At 42.2% G+C, this 16,086-nt stretch carries 13 protein-coding genes; 6 read left to right on the forward strand and 7 right to left on the reverse strand.

All coding sequences use genetic code 11. From position 1 onward, the window contains the following. Nucleotides 1-36 precede the first annotated feature (36 nt). The 6 genes from B6A27_RS01215 to ade all read right to left on the reverse strand — a co-directional run bounded on the left by B6A27_RS01215 (nt 37) and on the right by ade (nt 7,428). A complete protein-coding gene (locus B6A27_RS01215; protein ID WP_236631757.1) occupies nt 37-1,788 on the reverse strand; it encodes a DUF6020 family protein in 1,752 nt (583 codons plus the stop codon). A gap of 306 nt (nt 1,789-2,094) precedes the next feature. Continuing rightward, nucleotides 2,095-2,430, reverse strand: a complete 336-nt coding sequence (locus tag B6A27_RS01220; RefSeq protein WP_311975581.1) for an EamA family transporter — start codon at nt 2,428-2,430, stop codon at nt 2,095-2,097. Continuing rightward, on the reverse strand, nt 2,417-2,764 hold the full coding sequence (locus B6A27_RS01225; protein WP_044741357.1) for an EamA family transporter: 348 nt from the start codon (nt 2,762-2,764) through the stop codon (nt 2,417-2,419). The genes B6A27_RS01220 and B6A27_RS01225 overlap by 14 nt, the downstream gene beginning before the upstream one ends. Further along, a complete protein-coding gene (locus B6A27_RS01230) occupies nt 2,761-4,497 on the reverse strand; it encodes a DUF6020 family protein (protein ID WP_080859692.1) in 1,737 nt (578 codons plus the stop codon). The genes B6A27_RS01225 and B6A27_RS01230 overlap by 4 nt, the downstream gene beginning before the upstream one ends. Beyond that, entirely contained in the window at nt 4,481-5,431 is a 951-nt protein-coding gene (locus tag B6A27_RS01235; RefSeq protein ID WP_044741359.1) for a DPM/DPG synthase family glycosyltransferase, read from the reverse strand. The genes B6A27_RS01230 and B6A27_RS01235 overlap by 17 nt, the downstream gene beginning before the upstream one ends. A gap of 266 nt (nt 5,432-5,697) precedes the next feature. Then, a complete protein-coding gene (ade, locus tag B6A27_RS01240; protein ID WP_080859694.1) occupies nt 5,698-7,428 on the reverse strand; it encodes an adenine deaminase in 1,731 nt (576 codons plus the stop codon). 511 nt (nt 7,429-7,939) lie between these two features. Between ade and gatC the strand changes: the two genes are divergently transcribed. From gatC to B6A27_RS01275, 6 genes are all read left to right on the forward strand, one after another. Then, nucleotides 7,940-8,230: an Asp-tRNA(Asn)/Glu-tRNA(Gln) amidotransferase subunit GatC gene (gene gatC, locus B6A27_RS01245; RefSeq protein ID WP_044741361.1), complete on the forward strand. Its 291-nt coding sequence runs from the start codon at nt 7,940-7,942 to the stop codon at nt 8,228-8,230. Between the two features lie 13 nt (nt 8,231-8,243). After that, the gene (gene gatA / locus B6A27_RS01250) at nt 8,244-9,701 is read left to right on the forward strand and encodes an Asp-tRNA(Asn)/Glu-tRNA(Gln) amidotransferase subunit GatA (RefSeq protein WP_080859696.1); all 1,458 of its coding nucleotides are present in this window, start codon (nt 8,244-8,246) and stop codon (nt 9,699-9,701) included. A gap of 14 nt (nt 9,702-9,715) precedes the next feature. Continuing rightward, nucleotides 9,716-11,146 (forward strand): Asp-tRNA(Asn)/Glu-tRNA(Gln) amidotransferase subunit GatB, encoded by a 1,431-nt coding sequence (gene gatB, locus B6A27_RS01255; protein WP_044741363.1) that lies wholly within the window; start codon nt 9,716-9,718, stop codon nt 11,144-11,146. Between the two features lie 1,675 nt (nt 11,147-12,821). Further along, nucleotides 12,822-13,724: a glycine betaine ABC transporter substrate-binding protein gene (locus B6A27_RS01265; RefSeq protein ID WP_044741365.1), complete on the forward strand. Its 903-nt coding sequence runs from the start codon at nt 12,822-12,824 to the stop codon at nt 13,722-13,724. A 25-nt stretch (nt 13,725-13,749) separates the two neighbouring features. Continuing rightward, entirely contained in the window at nt 13,750-14,877 is a 1,128-nt protein-coding gene (locus tag B6A27_RS01270; protein WP_080859701.1) for an ABC transporter ATP-binding protein, read from the forward strand. A 14-nt stretch (nt 14,878-14,891) separates the two neighbouring features. Beyond that, nucleotides 14,892-15,527, forward strand: a complete 636-nt coding sequence (locus B6A27_RS01275; RefSeq protein ID WP_044741367.1) for an ABC transporter permease — start codon at nt 14,892-14,894, stop codon at nt 15,525-15,527. Between the two features lie 121 nt (nt 15,528-15,648). Here the strand turns inward: B6A27_RS01275 and B6A27_RS01280 are convergent. Further along, a partial coding sequence (locus B6A27_RS01280; protein ID WP_139788035.1) for a transposase occupies nt 15,649-16,086 on the reverse strand: 438 nt, incomplete at its 5' end.

Below are 16,086 nucleotides of genomic sequence, written 5' to 3' on the forward strand. Positions count from 1 at the left end.
AATAAGAAATTTTGAGAGCCTGCTCTGTTAATGAAATCAAGAGCTCTGCTTCGAAGGCTCCTTGTCTTTATAACATATGAACATGAATAAAACGGAAAGATAAAATACGAGTGTATTGGCATACAAATAACGAAAGTCTTGAGCCGGCAGAGCGATAAAAATGCTTCCGATATTGAGAAACAACGCAAAAGGAACTAACCAAGCCTTCCAGTCGTTCCGCAAAGCTGTAATAAAAGTAAACAAAACGATCAGGAACATGTAGTTGGCTGGCCGCCAAATAAATGGTTTTAAATCTGTATCCGATGTTTTTAAATATTGAGTGATGAATTCAGTCAAAGGCTTAACGATGACTTGGCTTTTCAGCCCGTCCCTATTGTGAGGCCAAACATTTGTCACAAATGTATACGTATGGCCGTCTTGTGGTTCATTCATTTGCCAGACAAGAGAAGTTTGTTTTAAAAAAGCTTCCTTTGCTATTTTTGGATTTTGTGCGCAAATTTCGAGCCATGTCCGCATATAAGTGGAAAGATGATCGGGAAAAATCGCACTTCGATTATATTCCTTGGAAAATTTAATGCGATTGGTGATATATGGATGATAATATTGCTTCCACAACGGTAATGGCAAAATTTGATTTAAGTATTGCGCCTGTTCCTCTGTTAGTTTTCCACCTTGCTCAATCACTCTAGCTATTTGTTGGGTAGGAATGCTTAAAACCTCGTTTGGATCCGAAGGTGCGACCTTCAGATAATGAAAGACAGGCCCTGTAAAGATGAGGTAAAACGCGATAATAGAGCCCCCGGATAACATCAGCGGTTTCCACTGACGGCGGAAGACCATAAGCAAAACGATGAGCATGACAAGGAACACCGGAAAGCCGTTATGACGGAAAAATACAACACCGAAGGCGGCTAGAAAGAAAATCCACGTGTTTTTCTTGCTGTTTAGCCATTTTCCATTCGTAATGACTAAATGAAAGATAGTCGTACTAAAGAGTAATATGAATGCACTATATAGGATATCTTTCCAAATTGTTACAGAGTAAATGCCGTTAATAGGGTTAATTGCAAAAAGAATCGATACAATCCAAAGCCAAAAGCGTCGAATGCCAGCTTTTTCGAATTGGGCCATACAGTATCCAAAGATGAGTGAGATGATGATGATTTGCGATAGCGCAACAATAGCGGGAGAGTCCCAAATTTTCGTTAGTCCCATAATGAGTAATGTATACATCAGCGGATGCCAATTGCTAAAATGTCCGGTATGAGCTTGGTGCCACTGATCAACAGAATCAAAGGTCATAGCGGCAGGGAAAATTGCCAGTGCATATCCCCCCCACAGGATGATGGAAGGAACGGCGTATTTGAATAGGCTCCATTTGCTTGAAGCTAAGTGATCAGCTGGTTTTACCTCTATTTTTAGAGAGGAGAAAATAATCCACAATACAAGACTACTTAGGAAAAAAAAGGTGCCGGCATAAACATATGCTCTTGTTTTAAAAGAGTAGGCAAGCAAAAAATCTTGTTCTCCTTTCATGCTAAGAAGGGCTAAGAATGAAAATAAAAGCGTAAAGACGATAATCGCTATCCGTTGTCTTTTTAAAAGACGGCGCCATTCATCTTTCATTAAGAACAGCAAATGAATATGGATGAAAGTCAATAGTGTCGTGACAAAAGCAACGGTCGCCCGTGACGTATCTTGAATGGGGATAAAAAAGAAAATGAGAGCCACACTGCTAAAAAGGGCTAACGGGATACTAGCTATATAAATGATCATCCTCGTGCTCATTATATTATTTCCTCCTCAGAATAGGTAATCATATGATGTTGAACGTGCGCTAATCCATTCCTAACACTGACTCTATCCAATGTCTTTGTGATGGCGACATCGATCACTAGAGGGGGTCTTACTTCAATCAGTCATTCATGTATTTATTTTCCATTATCCTATTATACACCGATCGACAGAATTATAAAAATGTCATTTTTTATGAAATCTATAAATGTTGAATTTTTGCGGTAGAAGATAGGGGAAGGAGAGGAGAATAGAAGGATAATGGCAAAAAGCTGCTCCCTTGAAGCAGCTTTTTGCCGTTTATAACACAAGGAAAATGGAGCCGATTAAAATCAACAAGACCCCTGCCATTTTTTTGCGGGTGATATGTTCTTTTAACAGAACATACGATAAACCGAGCGTCCAAATATAAGTGATGGATGTTAAAGGGAACACGATAGTATAAGGGAGCTGCTTTAAAATGATAATATTAAGCACGGCTCCTATCCCATAAAGCATACCGCCAATGAATAACGGGAGCAAAAACGCTGCTTGGAATCCTAAGCGCTGGCTGGATGCTTTTTTAAAGTAATAGCCTCCTAACGCCCCGGACAAGGTCATGATTAAAAGCAAGAGAAACGAACTAATGATCGCCACCTCCTATCAGTATGGCGCCGCTCGTAATGAGAAGAGTCCCTATTACTTTCATGGTGGTGATTGGTTCATGAAGAAAGGCGACTCCCAACAGAAGACCGAACACATATCCCATACTGAGAAGAGGGTGCAGCACAGAAAGACTTCCGAAGCGAAAAGCGACGATCATTAAAACAGCTCCAATAAAATAAAGGGAGAACCCGAATAACAGATAAACGTTCCAATTTCCGTCCGATAGCTTCCAAAGCATCTGTCCGCTGGCGGTGCTGACAGAGGCAATCAGAATGAATAAAATGCCGATTTTGTTTTTTTGCAAGGACTGAACAAACCGATTCATGTCCTCATCTCCTTCTTTTTATAAGAAACGAAGGCAAATAAAAAGGCAATAAAGAATACTAACGAATTAGAATATAAATAACGGAAATCTTGCGCTGGCAAAGCGGCTAATACGGTTCCGGTATTTAAAAGAACTATGAGTGGCACAAGCCAGGCTTTCCAATTGTTTCGTAAAAAGGCGACAAATGTGAATAGCAAAATGAAAAAGGTATAGATGGCCGGCCGCCAAATCAACGGTTTGAATGTTGTGTCAGAGATCGATAAATATTTTTTCACTGCCAATGTCAGCGGAGAGAAAATGATTTCGTTTTTCAGACCAAACTTATTTCCGTAAAAGACATTGGTGACAAACGTCGATGTATACCCATCATTAGGCTGGTTCATTTGCCAAACAAGAGATGTTTGCTTGAGCGCGGCTTGTATCACAAGCTTTGGATTTTGCATACAAATATCCCACCATGTGCGTAAATAATCAGAAAGGTGGTCAGGAAAAATCGCGCTTCGATTGTATTGCTTGGCGAATTTAATGGGGTCTGTAAGGTATGGATTATAGTTTTTCTTCCAGAGCTCCAAAGGTAAAATTTGATTTAAATAATCTGCTTGTTCATCCGTCAGGTTCCCATTATAAGCAACAACCCGAGCGAGCTGTTGCGTCGGAATGCTTAATGCCTCGTTTGGATCCGCTGGCACAACTTTCAGATAGGTAAATACAGGACCGGTGACAATATAATGGGCTGCAACGATAAAGAAAATGGAAAAGACCCATTGCTTCCATGTTTCCCGGAAGCAAATAAGCAAGATCACGAGCATGACTAAACAGACGGCAAAGCCGTTGTGCCGGAAAAAAATCACTCCTAGAGCTGTCATGATAAAAAGAAAGAAATGGGTGTTGCGTTTAATCCATTTTCCGTTGGTAATGACAAGATTAAAAACGAGCGTAGTAAACAATAAAATAAAGGTGCTATATAAAACATCTTTCCATATGGTGATAGAATAAATCCCATTAATAGGACTTAAAGCAAAAATAATCGATATGATCCAAAGCAAAAATGGTTTAACCCCAGCTTTTTCAAATTGCCGCATACAATAGCCAAAAATCAACGAAATGATGATGATTTGCGAGAGGCCGATCACGGCAGGTGAGTCCCAGATTTTTGTTAGAATCATAATGAAAAATGTATACATTAAGGGATGCCAATCATTAAATTTTCCTGTATGAGCTTGCTCCCATTGATAAATGGAGTCAGCGGTCATTCCCCCAGGAAAAATCGCCAACAGATAAAGGGTCCAAACTACTAGAGAAGGGAGAGCATATTTAAGGATGTTCCATTTGCTGACAGAGCGAGGAACTTCATTCATTTTAATGTTTACAAGCGACAAAATGATCCATAGGACGAGCGAGCAAATCGTTGCATATGTACCAATATATACATATGCGCGCGTCAACCAAGAATTATCTGATAAATAAAATTGCTCTCCTTTTAAACTAAGAAAGGCTAAGAATGAAAAGACCAATGTAAACCCAATGGTGATGTGCTTTTTGCGTTTGTTAAAGGATGCAAGGGACGAAGCCATAAAAAAAAGCTGATAATAGCAAAAAGCGAGCAATGCGATCACCAAAAGGATAACAAGAAAGGAAACATCAAGAATTGGCGTGAAAAAAAAGATGACTGCTATACCGCTGAGCAAAGCGGCAGCTACGCTTATAGCGTAGCGATTAAGAGATGTAGTCATTTTCTTCCCTCCGCATTTGCTTATAAATTTGGTTCAACTCCAATTCATACTGCTTTCGGTGTGCAGCGGCAACGGTATCTAAAATCAATCCACATGCGAAAGATAGCAAGGCAAAAATCATTAATCCAACGGCTAAAATCGCCGACGGGATACGAGTAATGAAGCTTGTTTTGGCAAACTCTACGATAACCGGAATCCCTGCGGCTAGTCCAAGAATGAAAAATAACAGCGCCCATAGTGAAAAGAATAAGAATGGTTTGTAATCTTTAAATAAGGTGAAAATCATTTTTAACACTTTCCATCCATCAGAGAACGTATTAAGCTTGGATTCGCTGCCTTCTGGACGATCGCGATAATCGATCGGCACCTCTTTAATTAAAAACTTTTTATCAAGAGCATGGATGCTCATTTCCGTTTCAATTTCAAATCCCGGGCTCATGACGGGCATGGATTTGACAAACCACTTATCAAACGCGCGATAGCCAGTCATGATATCTTTAATATCGCTTTTATAAAGGAAGTTAATTAATCCTTTTACCAAATTATTGCCAAAGTTGTGGAAAGGTCGTTTGTTTTCCTGAAAGTAGGTGCCGTTTGACAAGCGGTCACCAATCACCATATTGGCTTCTTTGTTTTTAATCGGTTCAATTAGCCGATGAACAAATTCGGCCGGATATGTGTCATCGCCGTCAACCATGACATAAATATCGGCATCAATCTCCCGAAACATCGAACGAACGACATGTCCCTTTCCTTGGCGAGTTTCTTTTCGAACAATAGCGCCATGCTGGGACGCAACTTCTGAAGTGCGGTCCTTTGAGTTGTTGTCATATACGTAAATATCGGCTTCTGGTAATTCTCTTTGAAAATCTGAGATCACTTTTCCAATGGTCTGTTCCTCGTTATAGCAAGGAATGAGTACGGCGATCTTCATGTTTTCACTCCTTTTCTATTATGGTTTATATGCCATGAATAGCACTTTGTTATCAATATGTGCTTTTCGTCATAGGGACAAACGGGTTTGGTCTATCTAAGCTAGCGCTGTAAAAAACTACACGGTTAAGAATATCATTTTCCATTTATTTTTTCCACATGAAGCTTGATTTTGTGAATTTTTGTTAGTTTGGTTCTGTTTATTTTCCAAAATCATACATAAATAAGTAAAAAATCCCCTCTTTCATCCGAAAGAGGGGATCCGACTTATGCTTCTACCGGAATAAATTGAAAGGTCTGTACGTCAAACAATCCTTGGTCCGTCAATTTCAGTTCTGGGATGACTGGCAAAGCTAAAAAAGCGAGGGTAATGAATGGATTAAACGCTTGAGATGCCCCGATATCCATCAATGCCTCTTTGATTTTTTGCAAGTTTTCGCACACATCGCTGCAGCTTCTTGTCGTCATAAGACCGCCAACTTCAAGCGGCAGGTCGGCTATGATTGCTCCGTCTTTCACGACAACGAGTCCACCGTTAAGCTGCTTGATATGATCGATGGCCAGCAGTAAATCGCGATCGTTTGTGCCGACGGCGATAATATTATGCGAATCGTGGGCGATGGATGAAGCAATCGCGCCGTTTTGCAGTTGAAACCCTTTCACAATGCCAAGTCCGATTCCGCGCTGTTGATGCCGTTCAACAACAACAAGCTTCAATAAATCTTTTGTTATGGAAGGGACGAATCGTCCTTGGTGGACATCGACTGATTCGATCATACGCTTCGTTTGTAAGCGATTGGGAATAATTTCAATAACATGGGCCTTCGTCCCTTTTGAAAAAGGAATTTGCAGATCTCTTTCTGTGATGACGGGGGCGTGAACAGATTGGAGAATTCGGTCTCCTAAATTTTTCTTTTCTGCTGATGTGGAAAAGACGGCTTTGCCGTTTTCGGCCACGAGCACCCCTTTTTTATAAACGTGTGAAATTTGCAATAAACGCAAATCGTCAATCAGTAAAAAGTCGGCTTCATATCCGGGAGCGATGGCTCCTTTTGTATTTAAACGATAGCACTCAGCCACATTAAGTGTCGCCATTTGAATGGCCGTGATCGGATCGATTCCTGCCTGTATAGCAAGGCGGATGTTATGATCGATGCTTCCCTCGGCCATTAGTTCATCTAAATGCTTATCATCTGTGCAAAATAAAAATCGCCGTGCATTTTGGACGTTAACCGCCGGAATCAGCTGAAGCAAATCTTTAGCGACGGATCCTTCGCGAATCATGACATATAGGCCGCGGCGAATTCGTTCTAAAGCTTCTGCGGCCGTTGCACATTCATGGTCTGTTTTTATGGCTGCGCTGGCGTACACGTTTACCGCTTGATGATCCAAGCCGGCCAAATGCCCATCGATGCGTTTGTTCGCTTCTTCTGCCATGATGAGCTTATCGAGCATATGTGAGCGCTCGTGCAAAAGAGACGGGTAATCCATCACTTCTGCCAATCCGAGAACTCGAGAGTCGGAGAGAAATGGAGCCAGCTCCTGCGCGGTCAATACAGCTCCCGCATGTTCAAACGATGTCGCTGGAACACAGGAAGGGAGCATGATATAAACGTCCAGCGGCACATGCTTGGAATCGTCCAGCATAAATTGTATTCCTTCCACTCCAGATACGTTGGCGATTTCATGAGGATCGGCGATCACAGCTGTCACACCGTGAGGGATCACGGCTTGAGCAAATTCGCTTGGGGTGACCATGGAAGATTCAATGTGCACATGCGCATCAATGAATCCCGGACAAACATACTTTCCTCCGGCATCAATGATCGAATGGCCCTCATATTGTCCAATGCCTGCAATCATTCCGTCAACAATGGCGATATCTCCTTCTTCGATCTCATGAGTGAATACATTGATAATTTTCCCGTTTTTGACCACGAGATCAGCCGGCTCTTTCCGGGCGGCAACGGCGAGCCGCTTCCATAATAACGATTTCATTAGTCTTGCTCCTCTCATCATTTTTACCAAAATCACCTGATTCGTGTTCGCTATTGATTGAAATGTGAGCGAATCTTCCAATAGTAGCTGAAAAGGGAGTTTGACAACGCTTCAAAGCGCCATTTCCACAATGTGGCATAGTTGCTTAAATCAAGGCTGAATGAATGGCGCATTTGGAAGCGTCTGATGCCTTGCTTTTTTGTCCAACATCCCTGTAACGAAATCGGCCGTGGAAGCACAGTCCTAACTTCATATCTGAAAAATGGTAATCTGTAAAGTGAATCTATCAAAAATAGGAGGACAGGTACAGCATCATGGCCGCTTTCCCATCATGACGGATAAGTCCATGTAAATTGTTTTCATTGTATGATTGAGAGGGTCCGCTCGTCAAATGATTCGTTAAGATAAAAGACCAAGCATTTAAATCCAGTAGCGCATGTTGCTTTAATCAGTGAAAGTTTGGTATCATCATAGTATTGTGAAAGGTCGAGAATGTTGGAGGTGAACGAAAATGTCAAGAATTTCGATCGAGCAAGTTAAGCACGTAGCTCATTTGGCACGTTTAGCGATTACTGAAGAGGAAGCCGAAATGTTTACGAAGCAGCTAGATGCGATCATTACATTTGCAGAGCAGCTCAATGAACTGGATACGGAAAATGTTCCGCCAACGTCGCATGTGCTGAATATGAAAAATGTGATGCGTGAAGATGTGCCGGCACAAGGCCTTCCGCTTGAAGACGTGTTGAAAAATGCACCAGATCAGCAAGATGGACAATTCCGGGTGCCAGCGATTTTAGAATAAGGGAGGGAAGAGCATGTCGCTGTTTGATTACAAAATGTCTGAATTACATAGCCTGTTGCATAAAAAGGAAATTTCCGTTTCCGATTTAGTGAGCGAATCCTTTAAGCGGATTCATGAAGTCGAAGAGAAGGTACAAGCCTTTTTAACACTTGATGAGGAGCGTGCACGTGCGAAAGCAAAAGAATTAGATGAAAAGCTAGCAACCGAAGAAGAATTCGGCTTGCTTTTTGGCATGCCGATCGGTGTGAAGGATAACATCGTGACAAAAGGCCTTCGTACGACGTGCGCCAGCAAAATTCTTTACAATTTTGATCCAATTTATGATGCGACGGTTGTACAGCGCTTGCAGGAAGCCGATGCCGTGACAGTCGGAAAATTGAATATGGATGAGTTTGCGATGGGATCTTCCACGGAAAACTCCGGTTTTCAATTAACACGCAATCCATGGAATATCGAATGCGTACCTGGCGGCTCAAGCGGCGGTTCGGCTGCGGCTGTTGCGGCAGGAGAGGTGCCATTTGCGCTAGGATCTGATACAGGCGGTTCGATTCGCCAGCCGGCTGCGTTTTGTGGTGTCGTCGGCTTAAAACCTACATATGGACGGGTATCGCGCTTTGGTCTTGTTGCTTTTGCTTCTTCGTTGGACCAAATTGGACCAATTACACGTACCGTTGAAGACAACGCTTATTTGTTGCAGGTGATTTCCGGGCTTGATCCAATGGATTCAACATCAGCCAATGTCGATGTACCAGACTATATATCGGCATTAACAGGCGATATTCGCGGTCTAAAAATTGCCGTGCCAAAAGAATACTTAGGCGAAGGTGTCTCTGAGGAGGTGCGCCAGTCTGTATTACATGCATTAAAAGTATTGGAAGGACTTGGCGCAACATGGGAGGAAGTATCGTTGCCGCATTCTAAATATGCATTGGCCACTTATTATTTACTTGCCTCTTCTGAAGCATCTGCGAACCTTGCCCGTTTTGACGGCGTCCGCTACGGCTATCGTACGGATAATGCGAAAAACTTAATTGATATGTACAAGCAGACGCGCAGCGAAGGCTTCGGCAATGAAGTGAAGCGCCGCATTATGCTTGGAACGTTTGCATTAAGCTCTGGCTATTATGATGCGTACTATAAAAAAGCGCAAAAAGTGCGGACATTAATTAAGCAGGATTTTGAAAACGTATTTGAAAAATATGATGTCATCATTGGTCCGACAACGCCGACACCAGCGTTTAAAATCGGCGAAAAAACGAGCGATCCGCTAACCATGTATGCGAATGACATTTTAACGATTCCAGTTAACCTTGCCGGCGTTCCGGGCATTTCCATTCCATGCGGATTGGTGAACGGGCTTCCGGTCGGCTTGCAAATCATCGGCAAGCACTTTGATGAAAGCACGATTTATCGCGTTGCGCATGCATTTGAACAAGCGACGGACTATCATAAACAAAAACCGGTATTGTAAGGGGGGAAATGAAGATGAATTTTGAAATTGTCATCGGGCTTGAGGTCCATGTCGAACTGAAAACAAAATCGAAAATTTTTTCCAGCAGTCCAAACGCATTCGGAGCACCCCCAAATACACAAACGAGCGTGATTGATTTAGGCTATCCAGGGGTTCTCCCTGTGTTGAATAAACAAGCGGTTGAATTTGCGATGAAGGCGGCGATGGCATTAAATTGCGAAATTGCCACGGAAACGAAATTTGACCGAAAAAACTATTTTTATCCAGACAACCCGAAAGCGTATCAAATTTCGCAATACGATCAGCCAATTGGCCAGAACGGCTGGATTGAAATTGAAGTCAACGGCAAAAAGAAAAAAATCGGGATTACGCGCATTCACTTAGAAGAGGATGCCGGAAAGCTGACGCATACAGGCGATGGCTATTCATTGGTGGATTTCAACCGCCAGGGCACGCCGTTGATTGAGATTGTTTCTGAACCGGACATTCGCTCTCCAGAAGAAGCGTATGCCTATTTGGAAAAGTTAAAATCGATTATTCAATATACAGGCGTATCTGATTGTAAGATGGAAGAAGGCTCGCTTCGCTGCGACGCGAACATTTCGCTCCGTCCGATCGGATCGGACAAATTCGGTACCAAAACCGAGTTAAAAAACTTAAACTCGTTTAACTTTGTGCGTCAAGGATTGGAATATGAAGCGAAACGCCAAGAAAAAATTCTGCTTTCTGGCGGCGTCATTCACCAAGAGACGCGCCGTTTCGATGAAGCGACAAAAACCACTATTTTGATGCGCACAAAAGAGGGATCTGAAGACTACCGTTACTTCCCAGAGCCAGATCTTGTCATGCTTTATATTGACGATGAATGGAAGGAGCGCGTTCGCGCCTCGATTCCTGAGTTGCCGGATGCTCGTCAGGCTCGTTATATTAAAGAGCTTGGTCTGCCGGAGTATGATGCGAAAGTGTTAACCATCACAAAAGAAATGGCCGATTTCTTCGAAGCGACAGTTGCGAATGGCGCTGATCCGAAATTAGCGTCAAACTGGCTCATGGTAGAAGTATCAGGCTATTTGAACGCCGAACAAAAAGAGCTTCACGACATTGCGCTTACTCCAGAAAGCTTGGCAGGCATGATTAAGCTGATTCAAAACGGCACGATTTCATCGAAAATCGCTAAAAAAATCTTTAAAGAGCTTGTTGAAAAAGGCGGCGACCCAGAAAAAATCGTCAAAGAACAAGGGCTTGTCCAAATTTCTGATGAGGGAACGCTGCGCAAAATTGTGCTGGAAGTGCTTGATGCCAACCCGCAGTCCATTGAGGATTATAAAAATGGAAAAGACCGTGCCATTGGCTTCTTAGTTGGCCAAATTATGAAGGCAACAAAAGGACAAGCGAATCCGCAGCTTGTGAATAAGTTGCTGTTAGAAGAAATCAATCAACGATAACCAATATATGGCTGTCCCAAACTAGGTGAAACCTTTTGGGACAGCCTTTTTATTTGATCATTCAGTGCAAGCGCTGATTGTATGAGCTGAAAAGGTACATTTATCTCGAAAATTCCCTGTTCATCAAACGGGAAAAAGAGATTTTCATCCTCCTGATGGTGCCAAAATGTTTTTGCGCAGGTGTCTATATCAATGAAAGGGTATTGTACCTTCTTTTCATGGATGTTGTCCTTTCGTCTGGTGGCAGCGCTTCTGAATATAAAGGTCATGCCGTCTGGGGTATGATTCCATTTTTTTGTAATGAGAGTATTAAAAGGAAAGGATATGGAAGTATATAAGAGCATATGGGAGGATATTGATGTATTTCTGAGGATTCTGGATATATCCGACTAGTATCGTGGGAAATTCGCACATATCGCTTTATATACACTTATTTCCCATTTGTAAACCATATCTATGTATCGGTATAATAATCATTGTAATTATGTAACTATTCAGCATATTATCGCTGGATCTTGTTTTCAGAACCATGGAAAGAGGGGATTTGCTCTGGCGGAAGGCATCAAAAATAAAGAGTGAAGATGATCATAACAGGGCTATGAAAGCAGCATGCCCAAGAATACAGAAGATGAAAGGGAATCATGAGTTGAAATTTAGAAATCCATGTATGATGGAGTGATCTTCGTTCATCCCTTGCTTCATCTTAAGCTGTATTTTCCTTTATCTATGGAGGCGGGTTTTCACTGTGAGACAGCGCTGAGACAAGAGTCTTTTTTCATTTTGTAAACATTCTATCGTTTTTCCTAGTGGATGAACGATCATCGTTTAGAAGGCAGAGCCTTGTTGGCTCAACGATCTGTATGGAGCAGGATGCTTCGTAATCTATGAAATCTTGTCTGACGCTCGTGGCGCGTATGAAGCGATCTTGCCTGGCAAGATGAATCAGTAGGTCTGCTTTATACAAATGAGGTCATGAGATTTTTGTTTTTGCTTAGAGCAAAAAAGATGATTCGTCCATTTTGGACAGAAGGGTGCTTTGTTTTGATGAAGGTAATCGTTCAAATGTTTGAATAACCAATCGCTTTATGTATGATCGGATTTCCCTTCGTCTTGTTTCCTCATCAGTTGAATATCCAGTAGATGTTTAATCTCCTCTTTCATCAAATTCCGTAGCGAATTCTACCAGTCACACATTTCATATCCGCATATGAAGCAGATGCAACATACGACTTCCATTGCTTCGTTTGTTGGCATGAACGCCATCTTTTAGTGTTTGAAGACAGCTTCCGTCATCTGTCTTCAGCGTGAAAAGAAATGAGAGCGGCGCTCCATCCTTTGATACAAGTCCGGTAAACAGAAAAGAGTAGGCGCTTGTTCGTTGTTTCTTCACTGTCTAAAGGAACGGCCATTGGAAATATGGTACATCGCATCTATATGTCTCCGCTATCTAAAACAATCAGCTAATCGTCATGTGACCTTGAAAGTTCATTTAAAGTAATTTGCAGCGCTTGAATGGCGTGGGATTTGTTTTTGGCTATGGAAGAGTTTTTCTTATAAAGTTTCTAGTGATGAGGCATAACATGCTGAATAGTTACGTGATTGTTTCTAAATGATGATTGTACATCCTCTATCACAGCTTTGAGCTAGCTCGATCATGTAAAGGGGAGGAATTTCATTGCGTAAATGTGCAGCTTTGATCGGAACGATTTTATTAGTCTTATCACTGGTGGCCTGCGGAACGGGAGGAAAAGCAGAGAAAGGAAAGATTGTGATTGCCGGTAAAAAATTTACCGAACAAATGATTTTAACGCATTTGCTGGCCGAATACGTAAAAGCGAATACAGATTTGGATGTAGAGGTAAAGGATAGCCTGGGCGGCGCGTTTATGCTGCAACAGGCGATCGAAGGTGGCGACATCGATGCTTATGTAGAATATACGGGTACCGGTTACTTAAATATTTTAAAAAATCAATATGACGCATCGCAAACGCCAGATGATATCTATCAAGCAACGAAAAAAGAATATAAGGAAAAATTTAATATTACTTGGCTTAAGCCGCTTGGATTTAATAATACGTATGCTTTGGCTATGAGAAAAGAGCTGGCGGATGAGCTTGGGGTGAAAACAAGCTCGGATTTAGCAAAAAAATCGAATCAGCTCGTATTCGGTTCAGATGCCGAGTTTTTTGAGCGGAGCGATGGATACGACGGGTTAGTCAAGGAATATGGATTTCAGTTTAAGAAAAAAACGAATATCGACCCTGATTTGCAATATGAAGCCGCTAAAAACGGCGATATTGATGTCATTACTGCTTATACAACCGATGCGCGTATCAAAAAATACAACCTCGTTGTGCTTGAAGATGACAAACATTATTTTCCTCCATACTATGCTGTACCGATTGTTCGCCAAGAGGTTTTGGATGCCAATCCGGGATTAGAAGAAGCGCTAAACAAGCTTGAAAATATCTTATCTGATGAAAAAATGATGGAGTTGAACGGACAGGTCAATATCGAAGGGAAGCAGCCAAAACAAGTAGCGATCGACTTCCTCAAATCGGAAGGACTCATTGACTAAACAGCCAGTTTGAAGGAGGGACAGCATGATTCGATTTGAAAATGTAAAAAAGCAGTATGATGATGGTTTTATTGCTTTAAAAAATATCAATCTCGAAATAAAAAAAGGAGAATTGGTGACGTTAATCGGCCCAAGCGGCTGCGGAAAGACGACGACGATGCGAATGGTTAACCGCTTGACAGAACCGACCTCTGGAAAAATTTATATTGACGGTCAAGATATATCGACGATTGATCCGGTAGAACTGCGCCGCAACATTGGATATGTGATCCAACAGATTGGTTTGTTTCCCCATATGACCATTGCGCAAAACATTACCCTTGTGCCCAAATTGAAAAAGTGGAAAGCCGATATGTATGAAAAGCGCGTCGATGAGCTGCTTGACTTAGTTGGCTTGGATCCATCCACTTTTAAGCATCGCTATCCATCGGAATTAAGCGGCGGGCAGCAGCAGCGTGTAGGGGTTATTCGCGCATTGGCAGCGGAGCCGGATATTATTCTAATGGATGAGCCGTTTAGCGCGCTGGACCCGATCAGCCGCGAGCAGCTTCAGGATGATATTGTAAAGCTTCAAGAAGAAGTGCAAAAAACGATTGTATTTGTGACTCACGATATGGATGAGGCTCTAAAAATCGCCAATCGCATTGCTATTATGAAAGAAGGGGAAATCGTCCAGTTTGATACCCCGGATAAGATTTTACGGCGTCCGGCCAATGAGTTTGTCCGCGGTTTTATTGGGGAAAACCGGCTTCAGCAGGGGAACTCATTAGTGCCGACGGCGAAAGATTTAATGTCCTCATTTGTTGTCACTGCTTCTCCCAACCGCGGATTAGCCGAGGCTTTTCGCTTGATGAAGGAAAAGAAAGTAGACAGTTTAATGATTACAGACAAAAAGCAAGTCTTTCTTGGCATCGTGACATTAAAAGAGTTGGAAAAACAATATGACAAAGAAGAATGGGTGCTGGCCGATATTACGGCCGAGAATTGTGCGACGCTAACGAAAGATGATGATGTGACAAATGTGGCTGAAATTTTCCAAAATAAGGATATAAACGTGATCCCGATATTAGAAGGAGATCGGCTCGCAGGGGTGATTACAAGATCGAGCTTGATGCGCGGCTTAGCCGAATGGGAGTTTCATAAGCAACAGTGAGGGAGTGATAACAGATGAATCTCATCCAAACGTTTATTGACAGGAAGCAAGATATTTGGCTTGCCTTTCAAGAGCATATTATGTTATCCGCCATTTCAATGGCGGTTGCCATCCTTGTCTCTGTTCCGCTTGGCATTCTCTTGACAAGGAATAAAAGGATTGCTGAACCGGTCATCGGAGTGGCCGCGATTATTCAAACTATTCCAAGCCTTGCTTTATTGGGATTTATGCTTCCGATCTTCGGAATTGGCAAGCTTCCGGCTATTATCGCGTTGACCCTGTATGCCTTGCTTCCGATTTTACGAAATACCTATACAGGCATTTTGGGTGTTGATCCGGCGCTTGTGGATGCGGGGAAAGGAATGGGAATGACTTCATGGCAAATTTTGTGGATGGTCGAACTTCCCCTCTCTTTGCCAGTGATTATGGCAGGAGTAAGAACCGCGACCGTGTTAACGATCGGTGTTGCGGCGCTGGCGACATTCATCGGTGCCGGAGGACTTGGCGATCTGATCGACCGCGGCTTGCGGGTGGCGGACAAAAATCTTATTCTAGCGGGAGCGATCCCTGCCGCCATTTTGGCCATTTTATTTGACCTCATATTAAAGAAAATAGAAAACAAAGTAACGCCAAAAGGATTAAAGCCGTAATTCGTGTTTTTGGAAATTGTTTTAAAATGTGTTCTGATGTTGAAGAAGTAATAGCGTTGTATAAAGGTAGCTAGAGTATATTCGATCATCGTAAAGTTATAAATTTGAAGGTGTTGCAAAACTAGAGTAAAAACTCAAAATTGTGCATAAGAATGCATAATTGTACATGCAGTAAATAGCGATGAAACCCATACCAACGCGGCTGTTCTAATCCGTCATTCTTTAACTGATTAAATGTCTGCTCAATCGAGTTGCGAAAACCAAACAACCACTTTCCGAATTCTGTTTTCAAAAACGAACGAATCATCCGACCATAGGCATCTTTTCGTTCATCGCTATTTCGAGGATTAATAGGTGAAACGAAAAAAATTCCTGTCTGTTCGGCTATTTGACGGACTTTTTCGCTGTCATAGGCGGCATCTCCAAGGGCAAATTCAATCTTCCATTCCTTTAAAGATGGAAATAATTCGAGCGCAACGGCTGCATCATTTCGATTCGCAGTCGTGAAGACATGGGATAGGACGATTCCTTCTGTGGTTGTACAAAGGTGCAACTTATA

This window comes from Anoxybacillus sp. UARK-01 (assembly GCF_002075365.1).
GTDB classification, from domain to species: Bacteria; Bacillota; Bacilli; order Bacillales; family Anoxybacillaceae; genus Anoxybacteroides; species Anoxybacteroides rupiense.

Coding starts and splice junctions, on each gene's coding strand:
- gatA (WP_080859696.1), top strand. CDS start 8,244: ATGTCGCTGTTTGATTACAAAATGTCTGAATTACATAGCCTGTTGCAT.
- ade (WP_080859694.1), bottom strand. CDS start 7,428: ATGAAATCGTTATTATGGAAGCGGCTCGCCGTTGCCGCCCGGAAAGAG.
- B6A27_RS01270 (WP_080859701.1), top strand. CDS start 13,750: ATGATTCGATTTGAAAATGTAAAAAAGCAGTATGATGATGGTTTTATT.
- B6A27_RS01235 (WP_044741359.1), bottom strand. CDS start 5,431: ATGAAGATCGCCGTACTCATTCCTTGCTATAACGAGGAACAGACCATT.
- gatC (WP_044741361.1), top strand. CDS start 7,940: ATGTCAAGAATTTCGATCGAGCAAGTTAAGCACGTAGCTCATTTGGCA.
- B6A27_RS01230 (WP_080859692.1), bottom strand. CDS start 4,497: ATGACTACATCTCTTAATCGCTACGCTATAAGCGTAGCTGCCGCTTTG.
- B6A27_RS01275 (WP_044741367.1), top strand. CDS start 14,892: ATGAATCTCATCCAAACGTTTATTGACAGGAAGCAAGATATTTGGCTT.
- B6A27_RS01225 (WP_044741357.1), bottom strand. CDS start 2,764: ATGAATCGGTTTGTTCAGTCCTTGCAAAAAAACAAAATCGGCATTTTA.
- gatB (WP_044741363.1), top strand. CDS start 9,716: ATGAATTTTGAAATTGTCATCGGGCTTGAGGTCCATGTCGAACTGAAA.
- B6A27_RS01215 (WP_236631757.1), bottom strand. CDS start 1,788: ATGAGCACGAGGATGATCATTTATATAGCTAGTATCCCGTTAGCCCTT.